The organism is Polynucleobacter alcilacus, from assembly GCF_018881545.1.
Classification (GTDB): domain Bacteria; phylum Pseudomonadota; class Gammaproteobacteria; order Burkholderiales; family Burkholderiaceae; genus Polynucleobacter; species Polynucleobacter alcilacus.
On the sequence record NZ_JACVQD010000001.1, the window covers coordinates 1976416 to 1999960 of the forward strand.

Annotated in this window: 13 protein-coding genes; 12 read left to right on the top strand and 1 reads right to left on the bottom strand. The window is 46.2% G+C overall.

The window, feature by feature from the left end; all coding sequences use genetic code 11:
• Positions 1-74 precede the first annotated feature (74 nt).
• The 4 genes from ICN45_RS10160 (at position 75) to ICN45_RS10175 (ending at position 6499) form a co-directional block, all read left to right on the top strand.
• Positions 75-3059, top strand: coding sequence for a bifunctional diguanylate cyclase/phosphodiesterase (locus ICN45_RS10160; RefSeq protein ID WP_216175536.1), 2985 nt, complete (start codon positions 75-77; stop codon positions 3057-3059).
• Between the two features lie 167 nt (positions 3060-3226).
• Positions 3227-4813 carry an adenylate/guanylate cyclase domain-containing protein gene (locus ICN45_RS10165; RefSeq protein ID WP_216175537.1) on the top strand — a complete coding sequence of 529 codons (1587 nt, stop codon included), beginning with the start codon at positions 3227-3229 and terminating at the stop codon, positions 4811-4813.
• A 127-nt stretch (positions 4814-4940) separates the two neighbouring features.
• Positions 4941-5276 (top strand): helix-turn-helix domain-containing protein, encoded by a 336-nt coding sequence (locus tag ICN45_RS10170; protein WP_216175538.1) that lies wholly within the window; start codon positions 4941-4943, stop codon positions 5274-5276.
• Complete coding sequence (locus ICN45_RS10175; protein ID WP_216175539.1) at positions 5273-6499, top strand: type II toxin-antitoxin system HipA family toxin; 1227 nt, start codon at positions 5273-5275, stop codon at positions 6497-6499. The genes ICN45_RS10170 and ICN45_RS10175 overlap by 4 nt, the downstream gene beginning before the upstream one ends.
• A 1-nt stretch (position 6500) precedes the next feature.
• Here ICN45_RS10175 and ICN45_RS10180 read toward each other — a convergent pair whose 3' ends face one another.
• Positions 6501-8120: an HD domain-containing phosphohydrolase gene (locus tag ICN45_RS10180; protein ID WP_216175540.1), complete on the bottom strand. Its 1620-nt coding sequence runs from the start codon at positions 8118-8120 to the stop codon at positions 6501-6503.
• Between the two features lie 178 nt (positions 8121-8298).
• On the opposite strand from ICN45_RS10180, the gene ICN45_RS10185 reads away from it, so the two are divergent.
• From ICN45_RS10185 to ICN45_RS10475, 8 genes are all read left to right on the top strand, one after another.
• Positions 8299-9978, top strand: coding sequence for an efflux transporter outer membrane subunit (locus ICN45_RS10185; RefSeq protein WP_216175541.1), 1680 nt, complete (start codon positions 8299-8301; stop codon positions 9976-9978).
• 28 nt (positions 9979-10006) lie between these two features.
• Complete coding sequence (locus tag ICN45_RS10190) at positions 10007-14311, top strand: peptidase domain-containing ABC transporter (RefSeq protein ID WP_216175542.1); 4305 nt, start codon at positions 10007-10009, stop codon at positions 14309-14311.
• Between the two features lie 33 nt (positions 14312-14344).
• Positions 14345-15574, top strand: a complete 1230-nt coding sequence (locus ICN45_RS10195; RefSeq protein ID WP_216175543.1) for a beta-barrel domain-containing protein — start codon at positions 14345-14347, stop codon at positions 15572-15574.
• Between the two features lie 37 nt (positions 15575-15611).
• Positions 15612-17327 carry a helix-turn-helix domain-containing protein gene (locus tag ICN45_RS10200; protein WP_216175544.1) on the top strand — a complete coding sequence of 572 codons (1716 nt, stop codon included), beginning with the start codon at positions 15612-15614 and terminating at the stop codon, positions 17325-17327.
• Entirely contained in the window at positions 17327-18142 is an 816-nt protein-coding gene (locus ICN45_RS10205; protein WP_216175545.1) for an ATP-dependent Clp protease proteolytic subunit, read from the top strand. Before ICN45_RS10200 ends, ICN45_RS10205 begins: the two co-directional genes overlap by 1 nt.
• A gap of 3 nt (positions 18143-18145) precedes the next feature.
• Complete coding sequence (locus ICN45_RS10210) at positions 18146-20050, top strand: tetratricopeptide repeat protein (RefSeq protein WP_216175546.1); 1905 nt, start codon at positions 18146-18148, stop codon at positions 20048-20050.
• Positions 20051-20083: 33 nt separating this feature from the next.
• Complete coding sequence (locus tag ICN45_RS10215) at positions 20084-21775, top strand: FecR family protein (RefSeq protein ID WP_216175547.1); 1692 nt, start codon at positions 20084-20086, stop codon at positions 21773-21775.
• Between the two features lie 134 nt (positions 21776-21909).
• On the top strand, positions 21910-23545 hold a 1636-nt coding region (locus ICN45_RS10475; RefSeq protein WP_304610177.1), incomplete at its 3' end, for a VCBS domain-containing protein.

Consider the following 23545-nt stretch of genomic DNA (forward strand, 5'->3'; position numbering starts at 1 on the left):
GTAAAAGTTAGCTATAGTTCGGGGTGAGACATTCACACCAGCCTTTCTAATTCAATATAACTTTAGTTAATGCTTTGACGCTTTCCTTCCTTCCTTTTTCTTCTTCCCAATTTACGAAGAAGGGTGTCGCCTTTGCTATAGCGGCGGCTATAGCGCATGCATTGATTTCCGTTTTCATTCTGAAATATTTTTCTGGCGTTGTCGGTGAGAGCGTTATTTGGATTCCTGCAGGCATTGCTTTGGGAATGTTGCTTGTTCTTGGAGTGCAATACTGGCCGTTTTTATTTGTGGGTGCGACATTAGGCGAGATGGGAGGTGGCCATGATTTATTCATGGGTATGCAACTCGCATTTGGCAGTCTTTTAGGTTGCTTCGCGACATACTTTTTGCTCGCTCGTCTTACTCTTCAAAGCAAATTTAATCTTCATCTGCAATCACTTAGCGACTATGGTCGCTTGCTTGGAGCCAGCGTAGTAGGCGCCGTCTTGGCTACCACACTCAATATCCAATTCCTCATCTGGGCTGGCTTACTGACATCAGAGAACCTATTGATGGTTTATGCAAAGTGGTTTACTGGCGACTTTTTTGGGCTCGCTTTTGTGACGCCAATTATGTTGATTTTGTGTCAGTCCTGGGATCAATCTTGGGGCCGACGCAAATACATTTCTTTTATCTTGTCTTTTGGCCTGGCATTTCTGATTGGTCAAGCAGTATTTTTGGGGTGGTTTAAGGAGTTTGTTGACCTGACCGGTCGTGGGTATATCGCCATCCTCATCATGACTTACTTTGCCTATTGCTTTGGTCCTCGTGGATCGATGCTGTATTTCTTGATGCTGATTGTGCAGGCCATGTTTGGTGCCTATTATGGCGATGCATTCTTTGATCGCCAGTTGATATCGCATCCTGGCCCCATGTTAATTTGGGTCTATTTAGGATTTATGGGATTGGCTGGATTGCTGTGTGGCATCGTCGTAGAAAGTTTTCATCGCAAGAATCAAAGCTTATGGGAAGCCACCAAAGTGATTCTGCAGTCTGAGGAGCGCTTTCGGGAGATTGTCGGCAATACGCCTATTTTGATGGTCACCTACAACCTGAAGACTGAGGTCATAGATTATCTCAATCCCCAGTTCACCAAAATTTTAGGATATGTCACAGGTGACTTTACCCAACCAAGCGCTTGGTGGTCCTTAGGCTATCCCGATGTGGGTTATCGCGCAGAAGTCGAAGCGGAGTGGAGCAAAAGGGTAAAAGAGACCCAAGAACAGGGAGTGCCATTTATTCCTTTGGAGACCAGAACCTCATGCAAGGATGGTTCAGTACGCTTGATTTCCTGGGGCTGTTTCTCAACCTCTGATCGGATGGTGATATACGGTGTTGATGTCACAGAGCAACGACGTTCAGATGATTTGCTTGAGGTCACTTCGGCAGTGTATCGCGCAATGGGCGATGCCGTAGTCATTAGCGATGCCGACAATCGCATCCTCATGGCGAACGATACTTTCAAAGCATTTTCAGGTTTTCAGGACACTGATTTAGTAGGCCATGGCTTTTCAGATTTACTCGTCAAGCGTCATGGTGCCCGTTCTTACTCTGATATTTTTACTTCCCTAGAGGCTGTTGGACGGTGGGAAGGGCAGGCATGGATCAGAATGAAGGATGGCGAAGAGGCCCTGCGCTTTATCTCTATCTACTCCACCTTTGATCATGAGGGCAGCCCTCTGCAGCGGGTCGCTCTGATTTCTGAGGTGACGGACCAACGCAAAGCGCGCGAACTGATTAACCAACAAGCCAATTTTGATCCTTTGACAGGCCTACCAAATAGACGCCTCATGTTGGACCGGCTTGAGCAGTCAATTAAACAGGCTGCCCGATCCCAAAGTAGCCTAGCTGTAATTTATATAGATCTTGATAACTTTAAGGATATTAACGATAGTCGTGGCCATGATTTTGGAGACGAACTTTTAAAAATTGTGGCACAACGTCTTAGATCTGAGGTTAGAGATACCGATACTGTCGCTCGAATTGGTGGTGATGAGTTTGTGATCCTCTTAGGTCAGTTAGACAAGCCTGAGCAAGCAGACCCCATCATTCGCCAGATCCTAAAACATTTAATAGAACCAATTCCCATTCAAGACCAGATGGTGTATGCAACCGCGAGCTTTGGGGTGTCAATTTACCCCAACGATGGTAACGATGGTAAGGCTTTATTACTGAGTGCTGATCAGGCTATGTATGCAGCCAAAGCCAATGGGAGAAATGGTTTTCAATATTTCACTACTGCATTGCAGCTTAAGGCAAATTATCGTGCGGGCATTATTTCTGAATTACGTGATGCCATGGCGAAGAAACAATTTCGCTTGGAATATCAGCCCATTATCAATTTAAATACCGGTGTGATCGATCATGCTGAGGCTTTATTGAGATGGCACCGGGATACGGGTGAGGTTGTAGCACCCGCATCCTTTATTGATATTGCCGAAGAATCCGGATTGATTGTTGAAATTGGCGATTGGGTATTGCAAGAAGTCTTGGTATTTTTGAAGACCATGGGTGACAACAAAAATTTGTCAATTGCAATCAACGTTTCAGCTGCGCAGTTTAATTCGAGCAACCATAACAGCAGTGAATGGATTCAGTGGATTACGGAAAGTGGTGTCTCTCCCCAGAGAATTGTGTTGGAGATTACCGAGCGAATGATGCTCATTCAGACTCAGCGGGTCTTAAGAAAAATTGCGATGTTACAAGAAGCAGGCTGCAAATTTAGCGTTGACGATTTTGGTACGGGCTACTCCTCTTTGGCATCCTTGAAAAACTTCAATTTCGACTACTTAAAAATTGACTCCCACTTTGTCAAATCTTTAGCGCCGAATAGCATGGATGCCTCTTTGGTGGCTGCCATGATTTCAATGGCCAAAGGACTTGGTCTCGAGTCGATTGCTGAAGGGGTAGAGACCCAAGAGCAAGCCCGCTTATTACAAGAAATGGGTTGTACACTTGCACAAGGCTATTTGTACAGCAAACCCTTAAGCCCTCAGGAATTTAAAAATATCCTCCTGTAGTCGTCTAATTAGACATATCTAAGTTATAAAACAGACAAATCGTTGGATTTAGACAACTAACTGTCTAGTATTAATCTACTTTTATACAGATAAATGCTGTCTAAATCACTCTAATAACTGTATAAATGTCCTCCCGGCCACTACTTTTTTATTGGACAGATAGATAAATGATTTCTAGTAAGGCGCTGATAGACCAAACCGGTATATCGCGCGCCACCCTTAACAACTACATCCAGCTTGGAATATTGCCCAAGCCGGTGGTGCAGTCTTTGTCTGCAAGTGCAGACGAGGGCGGCGCTCGTGTTTTGGGTTTCTTCCCGGATGATGCTTTAGAAAGAGTTCAGGCCGTACAAATTTTGAAGGGTCAAGGTTTATCCATGGCCCAAGTAGCAGAGCGATTAGCTCAGACCGATGCTTTGCTTGAAGTGCAAGAATTGCAACTTGAAACTGCTAAAGAGGCAGTCAGCGCTCGTCCTGCGATGCGCCCGATTGGAAGATCAGCCAGCATGAGTAGTACGACAAGTAGTGCGACAAATAGTCGCATTCAGGATGCGCTGGGGAGCCTCTCTTTATCTTTAGATACTTTGACGCAGCCAGCGTATATGCTCAATTACAACTTTGAGTTGACTTGGCTTAATGAGCCAGCACGCAAGGAAGTCTTTGGCTTTGTAGCGCCACCTACGAAGAGCGCAGATCGAAATTTATTAAACCTACTTACAAGACCTGAAGTCCGTCTGAATATAGACGACCAAAAATCCTTGGTAAGCTTGTTACTACAGTTAGCCAGTTCACGGATTACTTATGATGCCTTAGCGAAGTTGGTTAAGCAGAGCGACCCAGACTTGTTAGCACTGCTCGATGAAATTACATTTGCAGAAGAAGGCCAAGAGCAGGCGGTCAATGAAGTGGAATTCTTCCAAAGAGATCAGCGCGGACACATTGTTTCTTATCGGGTGTATGCAGTGTATTTCCGCGAAGGCATCTTGGTTGTGCATGCCCCAGGGGAAGAGCGTGGCGATGATTTAATTAACTTCTTAACGCGTCGTGATCAAGTGATTCAATCCTTGCTGAGTAAGCGTTTGCCAGTGATGACCCCTTTAGCCGTGCTAGTAGCAGACTTGCAAAACTCGGTACGAATTTGTTCAGAACTCCCACCAGATGAATATTTTGCTTTAATCAATCAGATGTGGGCAACCATGGGCCCAATTCTGCGCAAATATACTGGTACACATGGCAAGCATGTGGGTGATGGGGTGGTGTACTACTTCTTTCCGCAGGCAGAAAGCAACTATCTCTTTAATGCGGTTGCCTGTGCAGATGAGTTACGTCAGGCGATACGCAAGATCAGTGCCGAATGGCAATTGAAGAAAAATTGGTTTACCGAATTGCAACTGAATATCGGCTTGCATGAGGGGCAGGAGTGGTTAGGTAGCTTCCAGTCTGCTAACCATATTGAATTTGCTGTATTAGGTAATACGATTAATCAGGCTTCACGCTTGAGTGACTTTGCAAGACACGGCAGTATCTGGGCTACCAAAGACTTGATAAGTAAGCTGAGTGCTGATGAGCGCAGCAGACTAGAGTTTGGGGTACTGAGAAAGAGCGAAGCGAATGGCGATCGTTTTGTGGCCACTTCCTATGCTCAAGTTGAGTCGCTACTGGATTTGGCCAAAGAGAAGCATGAGAAGTTAAGAGATATCGCTCAATTAGCGGTTGCCGAGATTAAGCGAGTCAGTAATACCCGTCTGTATTAGTAATAGATTAAATTTGATTTATTAATAAGATATTTTCTACTTAATGTATTAAATATCAACTATTAAATAGACAAATAGCCCCTCAGCGTTTACAATATGGATTTATGCTTTCCCATTGGAGGGGCTCATGCTCGATTTTGGCTTTGCTACAGAGCAGGAAGTTCGCCTTGAATTGGGGCGTCGCCTACGCTATCAGCGTTTATTAAAAGATATCTCCCAGGAAGAGCTGGCGGTGCGTGCTGGTATTAGTAGCAGCACTATTAAGTTCATTGAGACCAAGGGGCAATCAACCCTGGAAAACTTTATACGGGTATTGCTTGCATTGGATCTGGTAGCAGAGATGCAAACTTTGTTTGAATCTAAGCCTGTATCCATTGCCATGATGGAGCGTATGCAAAAAGCGCAACGCATGCGTGCCCCACGGAAGTCCAGTTCCACGCCAAACAAAGTGAACTCACAGTGAAAAAAATAGAAGTGATTTGTGGAGCTTGGGGACAATCTTGGGTACTGGGTACGCTTGCAGATAATGGCACACAGCTTTTATTTGAATACTCTCTGGAAGCTTTAAGGCGTGGGATTGAATTTTCACCCCGGAGTCTAAAGCTGCGACCAGAAGCTTATGGCGATTTTCCCAATTACCAACATCGCCTTCCTGGTTTGATTGCCGATGTACTTCCAGATGGCTGGGGAATGCTTTTAATGGATCGTTTAGTTGCTCAAACCGGCATGAATCGAGAGCAAATTTCTCCTCTAGATCGTCTGGGGATGATGGGCGACCGCACAATGGGCGCCTTCAGTTTTCGTCCACCAGTTGGGGATCCTGCACAACCAGTAGAGATGAGTTTATTGATGCTCGCAAATGAAGTGCATCAAGAAATCCATACTCAAGATAGCGAGGGCTTAAAAGAGTTGATCATGATTGGTGGGTCGCCTCATGGTGCAAGACCAAAAGCACTGGTTCAATACGATATTGCCTCGGGCCAAGTTAGTACCTTAGATACTAGCCTGGGCACTCCATGGCTGATTAAATTTCAAGCGCAAAATGAGCACAAAGAAGTTTGTGCAATTGAGGATGTTTATGCCGCTATGGCTAGAGCATGCCAGTTGGATATGCCAAAGACGCACTACTTTGATTTAGGCCCTTCATTAGCGAGTTTTGGAATAGAGAGATTTGATCGAGCAAATGGTCAGCGTGTACCAATTCATACATTGGCTGGACTATTAAATATTGATTTCAGAGTACCCAGTGTAGGTTATGAAACTTTTTTACGTGCAACTGCTTTTATCACGCGCAGCGAGCGTGAGGTTGAGAAAGCCTTTGAGCGCTGCGTTTTTAATGTGATCTTTAATAATCGGGATGATCATGCTAAAAACTTTTCTTTTAGGATGAACGAGCAAATGCATTGGGAGTTAGCCCCCTGTTATGACCTTACTTATAACAAGGGTCCTCGTGGCGAGCATCAGATGGATATTTTGGGAGAGGGGCGGTTTCCGGGTAAGCGCCACCTATTGGAGCTGGCTACCCGTAATGGATTAAAAGCCAGATGGGCAACTCAGGTGATTGAGCGCATCTCAGAAGTGGCAGGCACATTTTCTGAGGTAGCACAAAATCAAGCGATTCGAAAGCAGACTCTCAAGACCATTGCGCAATCAATAGAAGAAAACAGACAACGGATGGCTCATTAGTCTAGGCGCGGGTTTGTCGATAGTCAGCTGGCGGTGGGTTGTAACCTGGAATCTTGTTGACATCCACCACATCAATCTGACTCTCATCTAAGAACTTCACAGCGTACTCTTCGTAGACCTTTTCCCAGATAAAGATATCAAATAGATCTGGGTCTACGTGTTGACCTAACTTCATCTTGCCCAGAATCTCTAAAGACTCGCTTAAGGTCTTCGCCTTTTTATAGGGACGATCTTTCGCAGTTAAGGCTTCAAAGATATCGGCAATGCCCATGCAGCGTGCAGGTACAGACATTTGCTCGCGGGTAAGCCCTTTAGGGTAGCCCTTACCATCCATTTTTTCATGATGGCCGCCGGCATATTCAGTGACATTACGTAAATGCTTAGGCCACGGTAATTTTTCCAGCATGCTGATAGTCAAATCAATATGGTGATTAATAATTTGGCGGTCTTCATTATTCAAAGTACCCGCACGAATTGTGAGGTTAGTAATTTCTTCTTCACTGAGGAAAGGATGCTCTTGTCCTGAGGCATCCTGCCAAATATAGTGTGCAGCAATGTCATGAACTCTTTGTACGTCAGGATCTTTCATGAACTCACCACCAATATTGCAGTGGCTTAAGAAATTGTAGTCATCAAGCAATTGTTGACGTTGTTCGTCAGCCTCTGCTTGCGTGATCGAATTCTTTGCCAGCGCGAGTTGGATATCTCGCAGTACTACTTCAGTCCGAATTTCAACTACATTGATACGATCAAAGATCTTCTCGAGTTTGGTGGATTTATCCACGACGTGAACCGGAGTCGTAATCTTGCCGCAATCATGCAGTAGTCCAGCGATTTTCAGTTCTTGACGATCACCATCGTTCAGGGTGAATTCTTTGAGAGGACCAGCATTGCAACGATTGACGGCATCAGCCAGCATCATGGTCAAATCGGGCACTCGATTGCAATGGCCACCGGTATAGGGCGACTTATCATCAATCGCATGGTTAATTAGGCCAATGAAGGACTCAAACAATTCCTCGAGATGCAAAATCAACATCCGATTAGTTAGCGCGACAGCTGCTTGTGAGCTCAAAGCTTCAACAATTTCTTGACTATCCTTAGAGAAGGGGATGATCTCACCTGTGACTGGATCAGAGGCATTGAGTAATTGGAGGACACCAATAATTTCAGACTGATGATTTTTCATCGGTACTGTTAAGAAAGAGACCGAGCGATAATTGTTGGCGGCATCAAATTTATGAGTACCACTGAAATCAAAGCCTTCAGCGTTATAGGCATCTGGAATATTGACAGTTTGGTCTTTGTGTACTGCAAAGCAGACAACCCTACTCAGTTCCTGTTCCCCATTGTCTTGATATAGTGACATTGGTGGAATCATGATGGGCTTACCGCTTTTGCCGCCAATATGCACACCCTTGCTTTTGGTGTGCATGATCTCGAATTTCAAATGCTCGTCTTCAGTCAGCCTATAGAGGGTGCCACCATCAGCGTGGGTGATTTCTATGGCAGCCTGTAGGATATTTTCTAACAGCTGATCAATGTCCTTTTCACTACTGAGTGACGTTCCAATCTTCAGAAGTTGTTGCATTAAAGCTTTGCTAATAGTGTCTTGTGTCATAGCGAGAACCTTGGTGTGAATGAAACTATTATCATCAAAAGTTAAATACTCTATTTAAATTTGAATCAGCAAATCAAATAGTATAAAAATACTATATAGATAGATTTATTTCTACTATAGGAGAAAAGTTATAGTTTGCTTTAATAAGTAACTAATATATATAACTTAAGTTGTTACTTTGAATAATATTTTTATCAGCCACAATAATTCCTTTAAAAAGAAAAGTCTGCCTATTTATTTAGTCTGTCTTTCTTTGCTTGTTTCGGGATGTTCCACTCCCATTGTGAATGAAGGTGATGCACCAAATGGGCCTGAGTATGTGCGTTGGCTGCCAAGCACTTACAAGACTCCCACAGTTGAAGCGCAATTACCGCGTCCGAAAGAATTGTGGTGGCAAGACTTTGAAAGCGAAGAGCTAAATAGTCTGGTTGATACAGCCCTAACCAATAATTACGACTTACGAGTTGCAATTGCTAGGGTTGCACAAACCCGTGCCCAAGCAGATGTGGTGAAATCAAGAGAGTCGCCGACTATTGATGCAACAGGCGCTTACAAGAATCAAGCACCAGGACTAGGGCCTGGCTACGCAGCCAACACCTCGCAGTGGAATAGCCAGCCGGTTTGGCAAGCGGGTTTGCTTGCCAACTATGAGGTCGATCTTTGGGGTAAGTTGGCCTTCAATACCCAAGCTGCATTTTCTCAAGCGCTGGCTAGTGAATATAGTCGTCAAGCAGTAGCGTTAACTTTAGTGGGTGATACCGCCACTGTGTATTTTCAAGTGGTGTCTTTGGATGAGCGCATTGGCGTAGGTGAGCGTAACTTGGACGCCATTCGTACTGTGGGTAAGGGCTTGTCCCGCAGAGTAGAACGGGGCGATGCAACCATCATTGATTTATCACAGCAATTAATTCTTCAAACCAATACCGATGCCTTAGTGACCAACTTGCGTTTACAGCGTGAGCGTGCCTTTAATCGCCTTGCAGCGTTAGTAGGTAGAACGCCATCGACCTTAAAGATTAAGGCAAAGTCACTGAAGGATATTAAGGTCCCCCTGATTGAGCCTGGATTACCCTCTGACTTGCTATGTCGTAGACCAGATATTCGTCGGGCTGAAGCAGCCCTTGAGGCATCTAAGGCAGATCTCTATTCTGCACGAGCCAATTTATTACCTTCCTTTGTACTTACCGGTGCTGGTGGGTACGGCAGCTTTTTGCTGTCAACACTCACCATGCCACAAAGTTTGTTCTACAACATCTCTGCAAATTTAGTACAAAACGTTTTTGATGGTGGCCGTCGTCGCGCAGAGATTCAGGTGGCAAGTGCAAAAAATGTGGAATTACTTGAGGCCTATGCTAATGCAGTGCTGGCATCGCTGCGTGACGTTGAGGATGGCTTAGCTGGCGTGAATTTAACAGCCAAACAATACGAGTCCTTAAATGAGTCGCGCAATCGTGCTCAACTATTGGCTACGATGAGCGCCAAAGTGGTGGAGCGAGGCGGCATGGACTATGTGCAGTTATATGAAATTCAGCGGACGGTTTTATCGGCAGAAGACTCTGCTATTGGTGCGCGTAATGATCAATTAGCGGCATCGGTAGGTTTATTTAAGGCGATCGGCGGCGGCACAAAATTGGATAACGATCCCTGTATAGGCGGTGGTAAGTTACCTGCAGCGGATGAGCGCTGGACTAATGCTGCCAAAGCGGCCGACTCTGATTTTGCTAAAAAGCCGGCTGTCGGGGTAAATAACGCTGGACAGCCAATGTATGAAAACACCGGTGGTACCTCGCTGAATCAGAAGCCTTTGCAGTCTCCAGAGCAGCCATTTAATGTCATCAACACAGAACAAAAACCATAGGAATTGTCCCTTCAAGGTGAACTAAGGTATGAACTCATTTAATCAATTTATCAAACGCCTCGGCGAACTGCTACGAGCAGGGTGGGGGCGCTTGCTCGCGGCGCTGGGCTGGCTTGTAGTGATGCTACAAACCGTCGGCATTGCACTGTACAAACAGTTGCGATATGACTTTGATCTTGTTTGGATGAAGATTAGGGGTTCGGGCACCCATTTACAAGGTCGCCCGATTCAATCTTGGAATGATGTTCAACAAATCGCAATCGAGTGGACAAAAAAACTCAAGCCGTCCTATTGGTATCCGATTTTTCTGGAACGAAAGCGCAAGCTTCAAGAAAGAAGCTCGGCTGAGTGGCAGGCATTCAGAGCAGACTTGGATAAGTTACGTGAGCGTGTGGTGCAGTTTCGTAATCCAACCCAAGAACAGCGTGCAGTTGGGGAGCTTTCTCCTTTTTCTGGAGAAAAATCTACCATCATTGCCTCGAGTATTGTCATTAACATACTGGCATTGGCATTCCCCTTATTAATGTTGCAGCTTTATGACCGCATCTTGCCGCAACAGTCATTAGACACATTAGCTTTGATTGCAGGAGCAGTTGGTATTGCAGTCGCAATGGAATCGGTCTTACGTGCAGTGCGTTCATTCGCTACTGCATGGATTTCAGCACGCTTTGAACATAAAGCAATGTTAGCTGTTACTGAGCGCGCTTTGGCAGAGCCCTTACATGACTTTGAGCGCAAGGGTACTGGTACTGTGATGGATGACTACAAGTCAGTCTCCACTTTGAGATATCACTACTCAGGTCAAACATTTCAGCAGCTGATGGATCTGCCCTTCACCTTACTCTATGTATTAATCGTCTTCATTCTGAGCCCATGGGTTGGATTGCTTTTAATAGCAGGCTATGCGATTTTCATTTTTATTACTTGGAAGAATGGTCACGATGACCCAATCCTGATCAAGGAACAAAAGCAAGGTGACTTACGTCGAGCCAATTTCTTAAATGAAACGTTGAGCAACGTACACACCCTCAAGTCAATGACCATGGAGTCATTGATGTTGCGCCGTTATGAGCGCTTACAAGAGGGTTGTGCACGCCTGATGTCTCGCGTGACTTATGCCTTAGATATGTCTGCAGGTATTGGTAACATTTTCTCCCCACTAATGAATATGCTCATCGTAGCCTTAGGTGCATGGCTAGTTATTGGTCATCACCTAACTAATGGTGAACTGGCGGCCTGTATTTTGCTGGGTATGCGTGCACTTGCCCCATTGCAGCGCTTAGGTGGGATGTGGGCCAAGTATCAACAAGATGAAATTTTGCGTGATAACTTGGCTTTGACATTACTTCAGGCTGGCTTGCCTGCTAAGCCAGCAGTGGAAGAGGGTGCTATTCAATTGGCTGAGCGTCCTATGCAATCAGCCCAATTGGTTTTTGAGAATGTGCACTACCGCTTTCCGGGAAGTAAAACAGACTTATTTGATGACTTGTCATTAACTGTTGAGCCAGGTGAATTTTTGGCAATCAAAGGTGACTCTGGTTCAGGCCGTAGTACCTTGCTGCAATTGATGGCGGGTGTCTTACATCCGACCGTAGGCCAAATAAAGATTGATGGTATTGATATTACTGAGATTCCCCTGGAACAATTAAGCGAGCAAGTAGCTTACTTACCGCAAAAGGCCTTGATGTTTGAGGGCTCCTTATTAGATAACGTGAGCGTGTTTGAACCCAGTCGTGTCGATCGCGCTTTAATGACTGCCAAGATGCTGGGTTTGGGCGACTTTGTAGCGAAGATGCCACGAGGTTGGGATTCCCCGGTAGGGGATAGTGCAGCAGATGCTATGCCTCCAGGCTATCGTCAGCGAATCGCGATCGTGCGGGCTTTATCGAACCAGCCTAATATTATTTTGTTCGATGATGCCACTTCAGTCATGGACTCGGATGGCGATGCCACCTTCCTGAAGTTCATGGAAGCGATTCGCGGCAAAGTGACGGTAGTGCTGGTATCGCAACGCCCTTCTTTTTTGCGCCTAGCCAATCGCACACTCTTCTTGCAAGATGGGCGCTTACATGAAGTAGATCCCAATAAGGTAAGTTCGATTCGTGAGGTCAGTTCGGCCTCTCCTGCTAAATCATCGGAACCCAGTCTTACCGGCTCTGCAGCTGCAAACTATCGTGCAATCCCCAATGGAGAATATTTTGATTCCCCATTTAAGGGTGGCGTGATTGATACCAACCGCTGGAATCATACTCAAGAAACGGTTGCCAATAACTTTAAAGTCCAAACCGATTTATCGGGTTGTTTATCCCTCTTGCTCAAACTCATGAATGCACGTGGTACTGCACGTGAAGTAGCGGAGTCTTTACCGTATTACACCGATAGCTTAGATTTGACGAGCTTTCATAATGCCATGTCGCAAATGGGTTATAGAACAAATGAAGTGCAATGCACGCTCGGGATGCTGGAGCCTCGTTCACTGCCTTGCCTCTTTGTGCCTAATGAAGGTGCCGCTTTTATTGCCATGGGGCGCTTAGGTAAACAAATGCGCATTGGTGATTCTGCAACAGGGGAAGCCCGCTTTGAGACCAATTTGAATATCTCTGGGCGCGCCTATTTCTACGAATTAGCAGAAACGAATGTGAACGATACCCGTTCTTGGGTTGCACGTGTATTGCTGCGCTTTAGTCCTTTGATTGGACAAGCCACTTTGTCTGCCTTAGTGTCGGGTTTGGTGATGATGTCAGGACCTTTATTTCTGTCGGTTGTGTATAGCACCGTCATTCCTTCTGGCGCTAAAGATACCTTAGTCTATCTCGCTATTGGGGCCTCCATTGCCTTGGGTGCGGGTTATTACTTTATGCGTCACCGTGCACGCATTTTGGCTTATATGTCCGGACGTATTGAGTATTTGTTTGGCGCAACGATTTTGCAGCAAGTACTTAAAATGTCTCCGGTTTATACCGAGCGTGCGTCAGTGGGTTCGCAAACTTCTCGCTTGCAAAGTTTTGAGGCCATTCGAGATCTATTCACTGGCCCATTAGCCTCGACTATTCTGGAATCGCCAGCAACCTTGGTGCTCTTGGTTGCCTTATCGATCATGAACCCAATTTCATTAGTAATTTTTGCCATCATGGTCGTTGTCTATGCACTGTTGTATTGGATCTTCTCGGGTGTTACCCATGATCGTGTGGCAGCGGTTAGTAGAACGGTCACCAAGCGCAATGAGTTCATTGTCGAGATGGTGGCTAAGATGCGCATTATTCGTGAATGCGGTGCCCAGCAACTTTGGTTAGAGCGCTTTAGAGACATTTCTGCGAATGCGACGATGGCTTCGTATAAGGCTGAACAAGTTTCTTCATTATTAGTATCTATCTCTTATTTTGTGATGATGATTTCAGCCTTAATGATTGTCACTGCCACAGTTCCAGCAGTCATTATGCAAACGGTTTCTGCGGGAGCACTAATTGCATCCATGCTCTTGATGTGGCGTGTCCTAAGCCCGATTCAAACGATCTTTACGAATATGACGCGGATTGAGCGGGTGAGAAGTGCAACGCGTCAAATTGATAGCTTAATGAAGATTGAAGGAGAACGTTTAGAGACAGGAACTTCATTAGTATCTCGTGGCCTTGAGGGCGCTATTGAATTTGCCCGAGTCTCTTTCCGTTACTCCATGAATGTCGACCCGGCCTTAATTGGTGTGGAGTTCCGTGTTGCGCCAGGAGAGTTGATTGCAATCAGCGGTCCAAATGGCGGTGGTAAATCGACCTTGCTCAAATTGATTCTCGGGATGTATCAGCCACAAGCAGGTTCAATTCTTGTAGATAATGTAGATTTGCGTCAGTTAGATCCGATGGAATTACGGCGTTCTATTGGTTACGCACCTCAAGATACGCAGCTATTCCGTGCGACGATTGCACAGAACTTACGCTTAGCCAGACCTGATGCAAGTGACGATGAGGTTTATCAAGCTTTGGATATGGCAGGGGCTTTAGAGCAAATCATGGCTCTACCCAAAGGAATTGAATACCGCGTTGGCGATAACACCAATGAATTGCCTTCTAGCTTAAGGCAAAAACTGTCTCTGGCTCGCGCCTACCTCACTCGTGCCCCAATCATGTTATTTGATGAGCCCGGCGCAGGACTGGATGATTCTGGCGACCAGAAATTTATGGAAGCCTTAAGAGCTCTCAAAGGCAAAGCTACCGTACTCTTTATTAGTCATCGTCCTAGTCATATTCGTTTGGCTGATACCTTATTAGTCATGGACAAGGGTTATCTGCGCGCCGCAGGTCCTCCCGATGTTTTATTAAAACAACCTACAGCAGCGTAACCATCTCACACTTAATCGATAAGAGTACTTTCTATGAGCACACTTCCTACCTTGCCATCTGATGATCAGCCAAAGGATCAACCTCAGGATCAGCCTAGGCTCATTTTGGGGGATCGTACTGACAACTACGTTGCCAAAGCCATTCTGCTTGAAGAAGCTGCGCCACCGGCTTATATGAAAACCACGGTGAAGTTGGTTTGCTATGCGCTTGGCATCTTTTTCCTGTGGGCGATGTTTGCGACCCTAGACGTTGTTGCTACAGCACCTGGTCAGATCATGCCAATTCAGGCAGTGAAAGTGATTCAGCACGTCGATGGCGGTCGGATTGCTACGATCGATGTGGTCGATGGGCAATCTGTCCAAGAAGGTCAAGTCCTGATGCGCCTGAACTCCACTGAAGCAGGTGCTGAATACCAAACCTTGGCTGCAAAGTACTGGGGTCTGTATGCCCGAGTAGAGCGCCTCCGTGCTTTATTAGGCGATAGACCAGCAGACTTTTCTAAGGTGCCAGAAGAGTACAAGCAGTTAGTTGCCGAGCAAGAATTTACTCTCAAGACACAGAAAGATCAGATCACCCAATTACAAAATGAGATCAAAATCTTCTCGGAAGTAAGTGCGATTCGGGGAGACTTAGCCAAGGAAAAACTCAATACCCGGGTACAGGCTTTGGATGCACAGCGCAACTTAAGTGGTGCTCAAGCAGAAATGCTCCGCTATCGTCGTACCAATATGGATGAGCTCAATACATCTGCGAATGAGTTAGCGCAAACCGAAGAGCAGTTGACTAAATTGCAAGATCGTCTTACTCGAGTAGATATTATTTCTCCGGTCGATGGGGTTGTCCAAGATCTTAAATTTCGTACCGTGGGCGGTGTGATTCCTCCCGGCGCAACCCTCATGAACGTCATTCCCTTAGATGGCAAGATGCACGCTGAAGTACGTGCTTCACCCACGGATATTGGCTTTATCAAAATTGGTCAGCCAGCCCGCCTGAAAGTAGGTACTTTTGATTTCATGCGCTACGGCACGATTGAAGGCAAGGTCTCGATGGTGTCTTCATTTAGCACCCTCGATGAGAAACAACAGCCTTACTTTAAGGTTATTGTGAGTGTGCCGCAGGCCTATGTAGGTGACGATAAGGATAAGCGCATTGATCCAGGCATGACTGTACAAGCAGACATCATGACTGATCGCCAATCGGTATTGCGTTACTTATTGCGTCCAATCTATGTTGCGTTCAAACAAGGCATGAGAGAGCGTTAAGCCAGTTCAGCGGATAACGACTCCTTTTATTTCTATCATGCACACGATTAAACGCGACTCTACCCAGGAATTGTCATTGTCTGTTCGGCAAAGACAATTGCTTGATCTATTGATTGAGGGCAAGAGTAATAAAGAGATCGCGGATGACTTAAAGATTGAGGCTGGCACTGTAAAGCAACACCTCTTTGTCCTTTTCAAGAAGCTGAGCGTCAATAGTCGCGCTAAGGCGGTGATTGCTGCTGCGCAGATTATGAAATCCAGTGCGGCGGATAGTATTGATACCGAATCCAAGACGAAGATCGCAAAGGGTATTGCAAAAGTAGGTGCTAAAGCAGCTGAAGCCTATTCTTGGCGCTTAGTTTCTTCAGTGGCCGTTTCAATTGCTGACTTAAATGAGTTAAATCCTAGTGCGATTTCTATGCGGGATCATTTCTTAAAGGCACTCAGAAATATAATCGAGCGCTTAGTAGAGGCATTAGATGGACAAGTAAGCTATTTGCCGGGCGGTGGCTCTGTGGTGTGGTTTGGACACCCACGAGCCCACTTAGACGATGCTGATCGTGCCGTCTATCTTGCCCAATATTTACAAACTTGGGCTAGCCACTATCAAAAGAATCACGATGGCAATACTAAAGATTCCACAACCCCCCTCATAGGCATAGGTCTTGCTTCGAATACCGAAGTAGTCGCTGAAAAAGCGACTGAGCTGTTTGGGGCAGAGTCCTTTCGTAAGGCATCGATATTGGCTCGACACGCCAAAGCGTTGAAGATGCCACTCTCGGATGTATTGACGAAGCAGATTGCGCCTATGAGTAGTGCCTGGCTAGAAATTAAGTCCAAGGAAGGCAATAAAGAGGTCATTGTCAAAGATGTGGGGACTATTGCCATTGTGGGCCCAAGCTCTTCATTATTGCCGGATGCCAGTTTGCGTTGGGGCGGTTTTCCATTCTTAAACAATGCTTTTGAGGGGATAGAGGGTGGGCTGGCCCAATGGCTGGCTGTAGAGTCTTGGCCTCCAGCCGCCGCTACTCTATTAACCGATGCGATAGGCAATTACGTTGCTGGAAAAAATTACCAAATCTTAAGACTCAGAACCCCGGGTTCTTATCGCAGAGATCGGGCTTTAGCGAGTTTTGCCGCCCAAATAGAATTGCAATTTGGTGATTTTATCTCACGCTCAGAAAAGATATACCCATCACAAGGTGAGCGCATTGCCGGACTGGTTTGTGAAATTGCTAAATCAGGACCCTTAGCGATTTTGGTCTATGGACTTAAGGCATTAGAAGCATTTAAAGCAGTGATTGGTGAAGCAGGTATTGACCGCTTAGCCTCTCGTCAGATTCTGATAGTGGCTGCCAATCTTCAAGACCATGGTTCTGCACAAATTGCTGTGAGACTCTTGGGCCCCAAGCCAAACTCCGCGCCATTCTCCAGAGTCTTTAACCTGCAGATGCCAAGGATTGATGCCTTACCCGAAGGCATTCGAGTTGACTTTAGAGCGATGCTCGATAATCTCAGCCCCATTTCAAGAGAGTTAATGCTGCGCGCTGCCAATGAGCCCGAGACCTCGCTTCTATCTATTCTCACGCAAATGAATGAGCCACATCACAAGGCGCAGGCCTGTATTCAAGAGCTCACTAGTTCAGGGTTGATCGCAGCAAGTCAAGGTGGTGGATTTGAATTCAGAGACCTGAGTACTGCGGAGGCTATTAAACATTTAAGTATTCCCATCGCTGGTGCCGAGGCTACTTAATGAGATCCTTGTTTGCTGCGGCTGGATTGTTTGCACTGATCTTCAATCTCAATTTGGCGCACGGCTCGGCACAAGGTGTGCAAGAAAGTCGAGCACCAACCCAGCCAATACAAGAGGGCCATGTAGTGGTGATGGCGATTAAAGGGCAGATTTCTAAAAAAGTATTGGCGTCCATACAGAGCTCTATAGCTAATGTAACTGGAGACCCTATTCCAGCCGGACTCATTGTGCTGTTGGATTCTCCCGGAGGCGATGGCATTGCCGCCATGAAGATTGGTGAGATTCTGCGTGCGAATAAGGCTCATGTTTTTGTCACTGGGCAGTGTGCTAGTGCCTGCATATTGGTATTAGCGAGTGGCGTTGTGAGAGGCGCGCCTGCGTATACCGTAGGAATTCATCGTGGACGGATTACTAAAAGCGATGAGAACGCTAAGATCTTAGAAGAGATCGATATTAAATCGAACCCACAGGCAAAAGAATTACTTGAGCGTTTTGAAAAAGCAGTTCCTGTGTACTTTTCTCAAATGGGTATGCCTCCAGAGTTATTCCAGGCAATGCAATCGCATCAATACAAAGGGGTATACCGCCTCAGTAACGAAGAAATCATTTTTTATGGACTCAGTGGTTTCGAAGCAAAGTACTTAGATATGAGAGCTGCTTTTTATGAAAAGATGACAGGTCCATATCACATGGATAAAGAGGAGTTACATCGTCGCACTCTCCGAGTAGCGTCACGTTGTGCAGAATTTGATCAAAAACATCCTGCTTTTATTCATTGCTACAAGCAAGTACTCAGAGATCCATTTTTGAATTGAGTTATGTTTAAAAAGCCGCTGTCATCTCTTCAACATGTTAGGCCTCAGCAGCTTACCCATGTCTTTGCAGCAGAGATCGATTCCCGCTTAAACCAAGGCGCGTTTTTTATTCTTGAGCAATTGGTGCAGGGTGGCGAAAGCTTAACGCAAGCCGTTTTAAAGGGATCTACACTGGCATTACCCTTATCACGCTCCGTGAGGCGCCAGCTGAAAAGGCGCTATTTCAGATTCAGGTACCGATATTTACCGCAGCAAAAACTGGAAGCAGTATTAGCAAGCCTGGCCAACCCGCAATTGGAATTGAATCCACGGGCAATGGATTTAGCCCTACAGGCTCTTTGTTTGGCCATCATGCAGGGCATTATTACCAATACCGAGCACAGTATTTTGTACTTACGTGAGGCCTATATTGGCTTACTAGAGTTTTGGCATGACGCTATCGACTGGCAAATGCATGAACAAGGCATGAAGCAAGTTTGGCAACAATCTCAGCGCTTTGTTGAGCAACAGTGCAATCAGTGGCAAGAGACGGTACGCAAGACCATGGAGATGCCGCGGGTTCAGTATCTTTACGCTCTGGCTAAACCCTTAACCAAGCCATCGATTTATGCTTCTATTCTGACCTTGGTAGTGATCAGCGCTACCAGTAATGCTGACGTTGCCGATGAAATGAAAGTCTTGATTGAACAAAAGAAGGCAGGCGAAGCCTATGTTTTAGGAAGTAAGCATCCCGAGCTCATGGGGGACCCTTTGTTCGATTACTTCTATGGGGTAGCTGCCGTCGAAGTAGGTCATCCAACTGAGGGTGTATTGGCATTAGAGCGCGTGCTCTTGAACGATCCGAATAATGATTTAGTTCGGCTAGAGCTCGCGCGCGCGTATTATGCGCAGGGCGATTATCAACGTGCTAAAGATGAGTTTTTAGCGGTGAAGAAAAGCCAACCTCCTACTGGTGTCATCTCCACAATTAATGTGTATTTGGATGATATTAAGTCAAAAGAAGGTGCATTCAAAACCACTTATGGCGTTTATGTTGAATTAGGAATGGGCTATAACAATAATGTGAATGCGGCTACGGCTGTTAGTAATATTGTTCTTCCCTATATTGGTCCGGTTACTTTAGGTTCAACATCACAACCACTCAAGTCTGCTTTTGGCTACGACATGGTCGGGGCTAATATCGCTGTACCAATAACTGGGGATGTCAGTGTCTTTGCTAATGCCAACACCAGTGCCCAGCGTTACTCTCAAGTCAATGGCTATGATCTTAATGTTACAAATGCAACCACGGGCGTCAAAGTCACGGATGGCCTTAATACTTATAAGATTGCTGGTTTTGGTAGCTTTGCGCAGGTAGATCAAGTACCAGTGCCAAATACCTATGGTGGAGGCGGAGAATATATTCGTCAACTCAGTGCTACAGACTCAGTCATGATTGCTGGGGGTAGTACTGTTTTGCAATACCCAAGTCAATTTAATGCCTATAACTCCAATTTAAATGTGGGAACTGTCGGTTATCGCACTGCCTTTCCGGACCGGAAGTGGCAGCCAGTCCTTGATCTATCTGCCAATATGGCCCACCAAATTGATACTAGCAACCGCCCTGACTTAGGCAGGCGTATTGCTGGCGCTGCTTTGCAATTGAGCTTTTTGCCAGCAGAAAAGCTCGGCGTCACGATTGGTGCAGGCTATGCCAAAAGTAAATACGATTCGAATGATCTGCTCTATCAAACTAATCGCGTAGATAACTTGTATTCTGGAAATGCGGTATTGCAATACAAATTAACCAAAGAGTTGTCTGCTCGTATGGAAATTACGTATTACAACAATTTGTCGAATCTGAATTTATATGGTTACGAGCAGTGGACAGGCGCTATCAAACTACGCTACGATTGGAACTCGAACTAAATGAATACTTCATTTATCAGCAAAAGGGTAAGGATGCTCCCCAATTCTTTGCTATCCCTAGTTAAATTCTTTTTAGCCATAGCCATTGCAGCTATGTCAGCTGCTTATGTCCAAGCACAGGCGCCAGCAGAGGCTGGCAAGGTGTTATTGGCGATTGGTGAAGTGAAGGTAACGCGTGGTGGCCAGACGATCCCGCTTGCTAAAGGCGCTAGCCTGCAGGCAGGTGATGCAGTGATTACGGGCATTGCGAGTAATGCCCAGTTGCGCATGAGCGATGGTGCAGTGATTGCATTGCGTGCTCAATCCGAATTTAAGATCAATCAATATAGCTTTAATGGCAAGACAGATGGTTCCGAAAAAGCAGAGCTCAGCCTAGTAAAAGGCGGGGTGAGGGCAGTAACTGGGGCGATTGGTCGCGAGAATAAAGACAACCTGAAGATCAATGCGGTGGTAGCCACGGTTGGTATTCGGGGTACTGGATTTAATATCAATGTTTGTGAAGGCAATTGCTTTAACCCAGATAAAACTCCAGTTAAAGATGGTTTATATGCCGGTGTATTTGAAGGCAAGATCGTAGTGAAGAATGACGTCTCAGTTGAAGCCGTAGGCGTAAATCAATATCTCTATGTTGCCGATAAAGATACAGCGCCTAAATTTATTCTGGTACCACCCAATTTCTTGCCGGATCCGCTAACTGGCCAGAAGTCAGCAAAGCCTAAAGGCAAGAGCGAAGCAGCTACGGATATTCCATCGCTGGCTGTGGCTGTAAGCGCCCCTGCTAAAGCGGCAGATGCACAAGTGCCAACACCCAGCTCACCAATGCCTAATGTAATGGGTGTGACGATCACGCAACCTCCAGCCTTGGCATCCGCCAGCACATCGCCTTTCACACCAGATACCATTTATAACAAAATCCCTACTGGTGATGGATCCCCTGCTCCGACTGGAACTGCAGCTTATATCTTGCAAAAAGCAGAGGTATGGGCCGGTGCAACTGGTAGTGATGGTTTGCCGATTCACAGTATTACCCCTGGTTCTGTAGCAACGTTCCAGACGGTGACAAACGGCACCCAGGTAACCCAGATATCCAGTTCCTTTGCCACGCCTAATATCCCCGGACCAGGCACTACTAATCCCACGGTATACGCCATTAACGGCGGACAGCAGATGGAGAGTGGCACTTGGGGTGGGGTAGTTTCCTGGGGGCGCTGGGCAAATGGTAATGTGCTTGTTGGTGGTTATAACAATGGTCAGCCCATTAACTATGCTGCCAACTCTGGGTTTGCTTATATCGTAGGGGTACCCACTACGACCGCCAACCTCAATCAAGGTGCTGTTTCCTATACTTTTAACCTGATTGGCGCGTCCACTCCGGTTCCGGTTTCAAATCCTCAGGGCACTTGGGCTGTGACAAGCGGCACTATGACTGCGAACTTTGCCAAGGCCTCAATCAATGGCAACGTAGGCCTATTTACCAACCAATCTGCAGGTTATGGCACCTATAACATGACCTTTAATGGCGGAATATCGCCCTCTAGCCCCATTAATTCAGTAAGCACTTTCGTATCTAAGGTCAGCGGCAGTTTGGCAACTTGCTCTGGTGGTTGTGCTGGCGCCGGGAACGTCGGATTTTATGGCAACCCCAGCCCTACTGCTGCAGGTCTTGCTTACAACTTTAATACTGGCTCCAATGTAGTTCAGGGAGTCGCTGTATTCAAGCGTTAAGCCATTAAGTTATAGAACAATTGTTATAACTAAAGTTATATAACGAAGATTAGCGTTGTAGTATCAATCTCATCAGCATACATTTACGGCTAATACAAGGCTTTTGCCTTGCCATTACCTAATGAGAGAATACTATGGCTGATGCTCCCCAACCTTCTGCGCAACAATCCTTTGATGCCCAGCAGATGGACAACCAGGCTTTGCAGCAACCCAGCGCGGGAGATGCTGCTGCTCCTCCTGCTAGAGCTGACGTAACGGTTACAACAACCAATGTGGGTTCGCAGGACGGCCCCAGTCTAATAAACAAAACGACAGACCCCAAAAATGACCAGGGCAATCAAGGGGGTCCGAATTCAGGAACCAATGCAAACGGTGGTGATGGTGGAAATGATGCTGGCGGAAATAAGTCTGGTGGGGATGCTGGACAAGGTCGATTTGGGAATGGTGCTGGCGGTGATGGAGCCAATGGCTTTGCGGGAAATTTAGGAGTCACTGCTGAAGCTGGCGGTACCGATGGTGCTGCTGGCGGTGGTGGTGGTGATGGTGGAGCTGCCGGAGGAGGGCGCGCTGCTGGCGGTGGTGGTGGAGCAGTTGGCCCTGGTGGTGGAGCGGGTGGAACAGGTCAAGGTGCTCCTGGAGCAGGAGGTGGTGCTGGTGGTGGAACGGGTGGTGGAGCAGTTGGAGCAAATGCAGTTTCTACATCTGTTAATCCCGCATCAACAGCCGCAGCACCTACAGCGGCAACCGCAAATACTGGGGCTGAGGGGGCTGCCACAACTACGGCGCCAGCACCAACTGCGGCCGACGCAATCAATAACATCACTGTTCCTACAGTCTCCGACAACGGCACTGTCACTGCACTCCCCACAGGCGTTAATCCAACAAATCAATCTTCATCGGATTTGGTTGTTCAGGTTGATGAAACTAATTCGGCAATTAAGGTTGAGGGCACCTTAATTAGTACTTCAGAATTTGCTCGGGTAGACGGTTTTGCGACTAGCCTTGGCCGCATCACAATTGCTCCAGATGGCGCTTGGACCTATATTTTTAATGACGCATTTAATTCGCTCCCAAAGGGTGAATCTCTGAGCGACTCATTTTTACTCACGGCAGTGGATGGCACAACAACCGCATTAACTGTCACCATCGTTGGTACAAATGATGCGCCGAATATAAGCGCGCCTTTGCCTAGTGAGAACTTGGTTGAAGCTGGTATTGGGGTGGCAGGCAATCTCTCAACATCTGTAACTCTCAGTAAAGGAGATGTTGATTTAGGTGATCAGGCGAATTACGTGATGACCGGTTGGGTTCAAATAGAAGGTAGCACTTCCTACACTAAAGAAACAACATATGGAAGTGTGGTTTTAGATATTAGTACGGGTAATCTGACCTACACCTTAGATAATGCAAAAGACGCTACTCAAAAATTAAATGTAAGTGATCTAGATAAGCCCGATCCAGTCAGTATCACCGTGGTTGACAATAATGGAGTGCAAAATTCTACCGAAATAATTTTCAAGATTAATGGCACCAACGATGAGGCGGTGATCAGTGCTACCGCCAGCGTGACCGTTGCTAATGATGTTCTAGCTAATGCACCAGACTCCACCGTCTATGAAGCGGGCCTACCTACCGGTAGTAATGCTGCTAGCAATACTGAAACCGCTACCGGTAGCTTTACCGTGTCTGCCAGCGATGGGATTAAAGAGCTCGTGGTGGGTGGTACTACCTTGAGCTTGGCTGATTTAAAAACATTAAGCACACTCTCCC